The sequence below is a fragment of the bacterium genome, from assembly GCA_037131655.1.
Classification (GTDB): Bacteria; Armatimonadota; Fimbriimonadia; order Fimbriimonadales; family JBAXQP01; genus JBAXQP01.
The window spans coordinates 1-7,640 of sequence record JBAXQP010000129.1; the positions used below are offsets into that span (position 1 = coordinate 1).

Genomic DNA, 7,640 nt, shown 5'->3' on the forward strand with positions numbered 1-7,640 from the left:
GTTAAAATAAATGTGATATTATAGTAATAAGTAGTACGTTTTACTGCAATGTCTATTGTTATGAGATTATCGATCGAATCAGGATGCTTGATGTCCTGTATATCATTTATGCAATTGTTTGAAATTCTTAAATGATCTCGTTGTTAGAGATAAATAAATTCGGAGATAGCGATGAAAAAGATCGTCGGTGATGTAACCGAAAATGCTTTGAGGCAGGCGGCTGAGTTTGATGCAGTGCTTCAGTCTATTGCTGACGCACTTGTCGTCTATAATGAAGAAGGGCGAGTCATCAGATTTAATCCCGCTGCAGAGCATCTGTTTGGCTATACTCAGAAAGATATGCAGTACACCCTCCGTGAGCGGTTTGATCGCGATCCTCGATACCGGCCTGATGGTCAGCTTTTACCTCTAGAAGATATTCCCGTAGTTCGCGCTTTACGTGGAGAAACTATAACCAGTGAAGTGCTCTATATTATTAGGCCTTTAGGCAATAAGGTCTGGTTATCCGTTAGCGCAGGACCTGTTTATGGCAAGGACGGAGTTCCAGTGGGCGCTGTGGCCACTTTCAGGGATGTATCTAAGGATCATGAGGCGCAGCAACAGCTTGAAAAGACGCATAAGTATCTTAACGCCGTCATCTACAGCATCACTGACGGACTAATCATTAGCGACCTCAAAGGGAACATCATAGCCACCAACCCTGCTATGCAACGCCTGCTTCCCGGAGGAGATGATACTGACAAATTCGTAATATTTCAAGACTATATTGAAATGTATGAACTGCGATCCCCTGACGGTGATGCAATGAGCATAGATAAATGGCCTCTTCGACGGGCAATGCACGGCGAGTCCTTTACAGATTTTGAAGTCCAAGTGGTAAACAAAGAGACTGGAGAAATGCGCCCCTTAAGTATAAGCGGGACTGTGGTGAACCATGAAAGCGAGCTGCCAGGGTATGCCGTTATCGTCTCAAGGGATATTACTGAACGCAAAATTGCAGAAAATACGATAAAAGAAGAGCGGGATCGTGCTCAAAGCTATCTTGATCTAGCTGGAGTGGTCATGGTGGCGCTGGATTCGTCCGGTAAGGTTACACTCATCAACAAGAAGGGGTGTGAACTATTAGGATATGAATACCAGGAGATTATCGGCAAGTCATGGTTCGATACCTTCCTTCCGGAAAGCATGGCGCAGCCCACGAAGCTTGCTTTTCGTGAGTTGATGGCTGGCAAACTTGAGCAAGTGGAATACTTCGAGAACCCCATCTTAAACGCAAAGGGTGAAGAAAGACAGATTGCGTGGCATAATGCTTTGCTTCGTGATAAAACGGGTGCTATCATCGGGACACTTAGCTCCGGTGAGGATATCACGGAACGCTTGCTGGCGCGAGAGGCAAGACGCGAGAGCCAAATGCTTATTCACGCTACCCTTGAATGCGCGCCAATTGTTCTCTACACTCTAGACCCCAGCGGAATTTTTCAATTATCTACAGGCGCAGGGTTAAAAAGTATTGGATTAGAGCCAGGTCAAGTGGTAGGCCAATCAGCTTTTGATATCTATAAAGATAACCCTGAAATCCTGAAAAACATTCGCCGTGCGCTCAAAGGCGAGGAAGTGAACCATGTGGCAAAGATCGGCAATACTTGTTACGATGTCCACTATTCTCCACTCCTCGGTCCCCATGATGAGTTTAAAGGGGTCGTAGGGGTTGCCCTTGACATCACCGATCGTATGCAGGCGTTAAAAGACCTTGAAGAAGCTCTTGATCACCTAAGTGACAGTGAGGGGCGCTTGTCCACCACTCTTAGCTCAATCGGTGACGGTGTGATTGCTACCGACGCAGAAGGGAAGATCATTCTAATCAATCGGGTTGCTCAGGAACTCATAGGTATAGCAGGTGATGAGGCTATCGGTAAGAACGCTTCTTCCGTATACGTCACGCATGACGAAAAGACGTGTAAACCGAGGGAAAATGTGTTTCAGGCTGCAACACAAGTCAGTGGCAAAGGGCTGTTACAGTACGCCTTGCTCGTCCGACCGGATGGGAGTGACCGCCTTATTTCCGAGACTGTTGCAACGATTGTTGACGAGAATGGTGTTGTTTCAGGAGCTGTTTGTGCTTTCAACGATGTGACTCAATTGCGCGCTCTTGAGAAGGAAGCGGCGAAGAGCAGTAAACTTGAATCATTAGGACTTTTGGCAGGCGGGCTTGCTCATGATTTCAATAATATATTGGCAGTGATTTTGGGAGGCATTTCTCTTGTTCAGTTGACTGCTAAACTGAGTGAACAGGAACACCAACTTTTGGAGGCGGCCGAGAAAGCGACGGAACGTGCCCGCGATCTGACAAGGCAACTAATCACTTTCTCTAAGGGCGGCGCTCCAGTCAAGTCAGTGACCTCCATAGCCGAGTTGCTTCGTGAAACGGCTGGTTTTGTAACGCACGGCTCTAAGTCGCGTTGCCAGTTGGCGCTTGAAGAGGATCTTTGGTCCATCCAAGCTGATTCCAGTCAAATAAGTCAAGTCATCGAGAATTTGGTGATTAACGCCGACCAAGCGATGCCGGAAGGCGGCACTATTCTCATCCGCGCATCGAATGTGGCTTTTGATACTCAGCCTGCAATGCCTATCAAGCCGGGCAAATATGTTCGTATCAGCATAACTGACCAGGGCGTCGGTATCCCTGCAAAGGAATTGGACAAGATATTCGATCCGTTTTACACAACGAAATCAACCGGAACGGGCTTAGGTCTAACTACTGTTCACTCGATTATAAAACGCCATGAAGGGCATATAGAAGTGACTTCAAAAACAGGGGGAAGTAAGTCGGGCACAACATTCACTATTTACTTACTCTCTGCCGCAGAATCGGCTGCTGAGCAAACCAAAAAGTCCTCTGTTCGCCCTTTGCCGGTCATGCAAGGGCATATTTTGGTGATGGATGACGAACCATTAGTACGGCAGTTGGCTGAATCAGGAATCACAGCATTAGGTTGTACAGTGGTGACATCAACTGATGGGCAAGAAGCAATAAATCTTTATAGAAAAGCTCTTAAGCAAGGGAAGCCTTTCGACGGGGTGCTTCTGGACCTTACTGTGCCTGGAGGAATGGGCGGGAAACAAACACTAGAGTTTTTGCGCGAGCTTAACCCAAACGTGCGCGCAGCGGTCTTCAGCGGTTACTCGAACGACCCCATTATGTCGAATTACGAAGAGTTCGGTTTCGTCGCCGCCATTTCCAAACCGTTCCGTATTATTTCACTTTCTGAAGTCATAGCCAAACTGCTGGAACGCCCATAATACTCCAATTATGGCTTATTGCTCACTCCTATTAATTCCTTAACACCAATTGTGAAATTCAGCACAAACCATGGGGCGTCTAGCAGCTTGAATTATTAGGCTAACGACGAAAAATAATATCTTCTCAAACGATTCATGATTTGTTTCAGTAAAGAGAATTGTTAGATAGTTTAGCATAGCTAAAGGAAAGTAACAATATCGGAAATCGATACAAAGGAGTTTGTAATGAAATCGTTAACTATTCGCCTAGCGGCGTTCGCCTTCTTTACAGTAGCAATCTGTTCAAGCGCATTTGCGCATGACTATTGGAACCAGTGGACCGGCCACCTCTGGAATCGTGGGGATCCTGGTTCAACAACACAAGCCTGGGAGTTTAATCTAGGGGCTGGACCCAATCCAACAACATCCAATAACCCCTATGGCATCCCTTTTGTTACTGTGCAGGGAAATTACGTTGGTGGCGTGCCTGGTCCTAATGGCACACCCATAAACGTATGGCAAATCGGTACCCCTGATGCCACTGGTCAACTCGGACCTGGTGAAGTTCAAATAGGCGTTCCGAATGCCTTTGCTCACAATCCCACCAAATACGTGTTTCTACAAATAACGACTGATAATCCTGGTCAAGTTGTGTCTGTCTCGCCAACTCCGAGCAGCCAATCCACACCTATGAATTTCATCACATATCCCAACACGAAATGGGTCACCTACAACGTGTTGTGGGAGATACACCCAAACCCTGATTTCGAACTTATTAAGCTCCTGTTCCCAGTAGGGACCCACATCGAGGAAATCGTCGTTGACACGATCTGTGTCCCAGAACCAAACTCAGTGGCATCTCTCGGCACAGGACTGATTGGCCTAGTTGCTCTACTGCGCCGCAGGAAGTAGCTTTCTGGAGTATAAAGGACGGCCTGTAAGTTGGCCGTCCTTTTTCTATACATGTTTTGCAAGAGGCACCATAGGTGAGAGAATTCCTGCTTGGATGTGGGGGCGGGGGGTTGGTATAATTTGACAGGTGAGAATTTGAGGCCGATAAGGGGTTAGAGATGGGGGAATTGGCGTTTGTGGTGGGACGGAGTGAGCGGATTGTCTTGCGGCGGTTGAATATGGATGACTTGCCGGAACTTAAGAGGGCGCTGGTTGAGAATGAAGATTGGCTTCGTCCCTGGCTGCCAGCGCCGATGCGGGATCCTCGTATTGAAGAGCATCTTAAGTACGATATAGCCCGAGGAGTGCAGGAGTGGGAGACGGACGAGGCTTATCGGTTGGGAATCTTTAAGGGGGATGAACTCATTGGGCGCGTCTCACACACCCTTATCTGCCGAGGTAACTTCCAGAATTCCAACTGCGGTTATTGGATCGCACAATCGCATATTGGCAATGGGTATGCGCCGGAAGCGGTAGCTCTTTCGCTGGATTATGTCTTCAAGACTCTTGCCCTTCACCGTGTGCATTTTGCCGTCATGCCCGAGAATCCGCGTAGTATGCGTGTGATGGAGAAGCTTGAAATTCGGCATGAAGGCTTCTCATTGCGCTATCTTCAAATAGGGGGCGAATGGCGCGATCATCACCTCTATGCCGTTCTTGCTGATGAGTGGAAGGGAAGAAGAGGTTTGGACGATTGAATAGGATTGGTTGCCTGGCGAATAAATTCGCGGCTGTTGAGAGCAAAGTCCGCCTACGCGGACTATCCGGATGAGTCCACGCAGGTGGACTTCGCCAATATCAGCTGCGGTTTCAATCGCCAAGCAGAAGATTGATGAGTCATAAGTTTTCGCAATCAGTAAGCTCAAGAGGAGGTTGCTTCGGCACAATCATCCTCGCTATGACATGTTAGGGGTATGCCACAAAGATAGGTATAATAAAGCTAACAACTTACCTGCTTACACGGAGGTCTACAGTTAAATGAACGTTCCTAGCGACTTGAAATATACGACCAGTCACGAGTGGATACTTAATGATGATGGGGTTGTCAATATCGGGATCACCGATTTCGCACAGACGGAATTGGGTGATGTGGTCTATGTCGAATTGCCCACGGTAGGGCAGATACTTCAGAAGGATGAGGCTTTTGGCTCAGTTGAATCGGTAAAGACCGTTTCAGAGCTTTATTCGCCTGTTTCCGGAGAGATTGTTGCTGTTAATGAATCTCTCGCGCCAAAGCCGGAGTTGGTCAATAGCGATCCTTATGGTGAGGGTTGGTTAATTCGCATTAAGATGAGCAATGCCGTTGAGATGGATGAATTGCTGGATGCGGCCGACTACGCACGAGTTATCGAGGAGAGCTAGATTTGTCATATATTCCCCATACGGATGAAGACCGACGGTTGATGCTTGAGACTATCGGCGTGGATTCTATACTTTCGTTATTTGGAGATATTCCCAAGGAACTATTGATTAATGGCCCCTTGAAAGACCTGCCGGGTGCTTTGGATGAGTATGGGATCGTGCGTGAGCTTACTGCGATAGCAGCTAAGAATGGGGTAGCTCCTCAATATATCAGTTTTTTAGGGGCAGGGATTTACGACCATTTTATACCTTCTGTGGTCGGTGCAATTATCGAGCGTGGTGAGTTTTTAACGGCTTATACTCCCTACCAACCCGAAATGAGCCAGGGCAATTTGCAGGCGATTTACGAGTATCAGAGTTTAGTATGCGAGTTGACGGGTATGGAGATGTCCAACGCCAGCATGTATGATGCAGGCAGCGCTTTGGCTGAAGCCGCGTTGATGGCGGTTGCCTCCACCGACCGAACTCAGATTTTGGTATCGGAAGCGGTGCATCCTCATTACCGGGACTGCATCAATACCTACGCCTGGGCGCAGGGGCTTGAAGTTACGATAGTTCCCGCGCCTGATGGCTTGACTGAGATTGATGCGGTAGAAAAGCATATTTCCGATAAGACCGCATGCGTGGTTTCGCAGTATCCCAACTTTTTCGGTCAAGTGGAGGACCTGGAAGCTTTATCAAACGAGGCGGATAAGCATGGAGCGCTCAGTATTGTTTGCGTCAATCCAATCTCCTTGGCTCTTCTTAAACCGCCTGGCGAGTTAGGGGCAGATATTGTGGTAGGTGAGGGGCAGCCTTTGGGATCACCAATGGGTTTCGGGGGGCCGTTACTTGGAATGTTTGCCTGTCGTAAAGAGTTTGCTCGCCGACTTCCCGGTCGTATTATTGGGCGAACGACTGATAAAGAGGGTAAGCAGGGATTTGTAATGACCCTTCGCGCACGGGAGCAGGATATTAGGCGTGAGAAAGCCACCTCGAATATCTGCACCAATGAAGCGTTGATTGCTCTTGCGGCGTCCGTCTTTTTATCGGCTGTCGGCAAGCATGGACTTCGAGCGATGGCCGAAGCTTCTCTTCAAAATGCTCATTATGCCTCGAAAGAGCATACCAAAGTCGACGGCGTTGAGTTACGCTTTAATAAACGTTTTTTCTTTAATGAATTCGCTCTTAAACTGCCTTGCAACGCATCTCATGTTCGCGATGAGTTGATAAAGGAAGGCTTATTAGGCGGGCTTCCGCTAGGAAGCTACTATTCGCAGTTCGAAGACACTTTATTGGTCGCGGTGACAGAGAAGCGGACTAAAGCTGAGATCGATCACTTTGCCCAAGCATTGAGAAGAGTGTGTGAGGAGAATCAGTGATGAGTAAAGACTTTCCTATCATATTCGAAGAGAGTGTTAAGGGCAGAACGGGCGTATCGGTTCCTAAGTGTGATGTGCCGCAATTTCCAATCGAAGCTTTACTAGGCAAAGAAAATCTCAGGGATAATTTGTTGCTTCCTGAGGTCAGCGAATTGCAGACCGTTCGCCACTTTACCAATCTTTCCCGACGTAACTACGGCATAGATAACGGATTCTATCCTTTAGGTTCCTGCACAATGAAGTATAACCCACGGGTGAATGAGACGGTTGCAGCTTTGCCGGGGTTTACCGACACGCATCCACTTCAACCCGAATGCCTATCGCAAGGTGCGCTTCAACTTCTTCATGAAGTATCGAGTTATTTAAAAGCAATTACCGGCTTTGATGATATTTCATTGCAGCCTGCGGCAGGCGCGCAAGGTGAGATGACGTGCCTAATGTTGGTCAAGGCATATCATGAGGCGCGTGGGGAAGGGAAGAAGCGAACAGTGGTTTTGGTGCCGGACACAGCGCATGGCACAAACCCCGCTTCCGCTGCTCGGTGTGGCTATACGGTGAAGTCGATTAAGACTGATGATCTCGGGAATACCAATATAAAAGAGCTTGAAGCCTCGCTCGATGACAGTGTTGCCGCTATGATGCTCACTAGCCCTACCACTTTGGGGGTTTTTGAGACGAACGTTGAAA

Annotated in this window: 6 protein-coding genes; all 6 read left to right on the forward strand. The window is 47.8% G+C overall.

The window, feature by feature from the left end:
- Positions 1-171: 171 nt before the first annotated feature.
- Entirely contained in the window at positions 172-3,300 is a 3,129-nt protein-coding gene (locus tag WCO51_07345) for a PAS domain S-box protein (protein ID MEI6513076.1), read from the forward strand.
- A 225-nt stretch (positions 3,301-3,525) separates the two neighbouring features.
- Positions 3,526-4,191: a PEP-CTERM sorting domain-containing protein gene (locus tag WCO51_07350; protein ID MEI6513077.1), complete on the forward strand. Its 666-nt coding sequence runs from the start codon at positions 3,526-3,528 to the stop codon at positions 4,189-4,191.
- Positions 4,192-4,349: 158 nt separating this feature from the next.
- A complete protein-coding gene (locus tag WCO51_07355; protein MEI6513078.1) occupies positions 4,350-4,928 on the forward strand; it encodes a GNAT family protein in 579 nt (192 codons plus the stop codon).
- Between the two features lie 280 nt (positions 4,929-5,208).
- Positions 5,209-5,592 carry a glycine cleavage system protein GcvH gene (gcvH, locus tag WCO51_07360; GenBank protein ID MEI6513079.1) on the forward strand — a complete coding sequence of 128 codons (384 nt, stop codon included), beginning with the start codon at positions 5,209-5,211 and terminating at the stop codon, positions 5,590-5,592.
- Positions 5,593-5,594: 2 nt separating this feature from the next.
- A complete protein-coding gene (gene gcvPA, locus WCO51_07365) occupies positions 5,595-6,953 on the forward strand; it encodes an aminomethyl-transferring glycine dehydrogenase subunit GcvPA (protein MEI6513080.1) in 1,359 nt (452 codons plus the stop codon).
- On the forward strand, positions 6,953-7,640 hold a 688-nt coding region (locus WCO51_07370; GenBank protein MEI6513081.1), incomplete at its 3' end, for an aminomethyl-transferring glycine dehydrogenase subunit GcvPB. The genes gcvPA and WCO51_07370, both read left to right, overlap by 1 nt.

Coding starts and splice junctions, on each gene's coding strand:
- WCO51_07345 (MEI6513076.1), top strand. CDS start 172: ATGAAAAAGATCGTCGGTGATGTAACCGAAAATGCTTTGAGGCAGGCG.
- gcvH (MEI6513079.1), top strand. CDS start 5,209: ATGAACGTTCCTAGCGACTTGAAATATACGACCAGTCACGAGTGGATA.
- WCO51_07355 (MEI6513078.1), top strand. CDS start 4,350: ATGGGGGAATTGGCGTTTGTGGTGGGACGGAGTGAGCGGATTGTCTTG.
- WCO51_07350 (MEI6513077.1), top strand. CDS start 3,526: ATGAAATCGTTAACTATTCGCCTAGCGGCGTTCGCCTTCTTTACAGTA.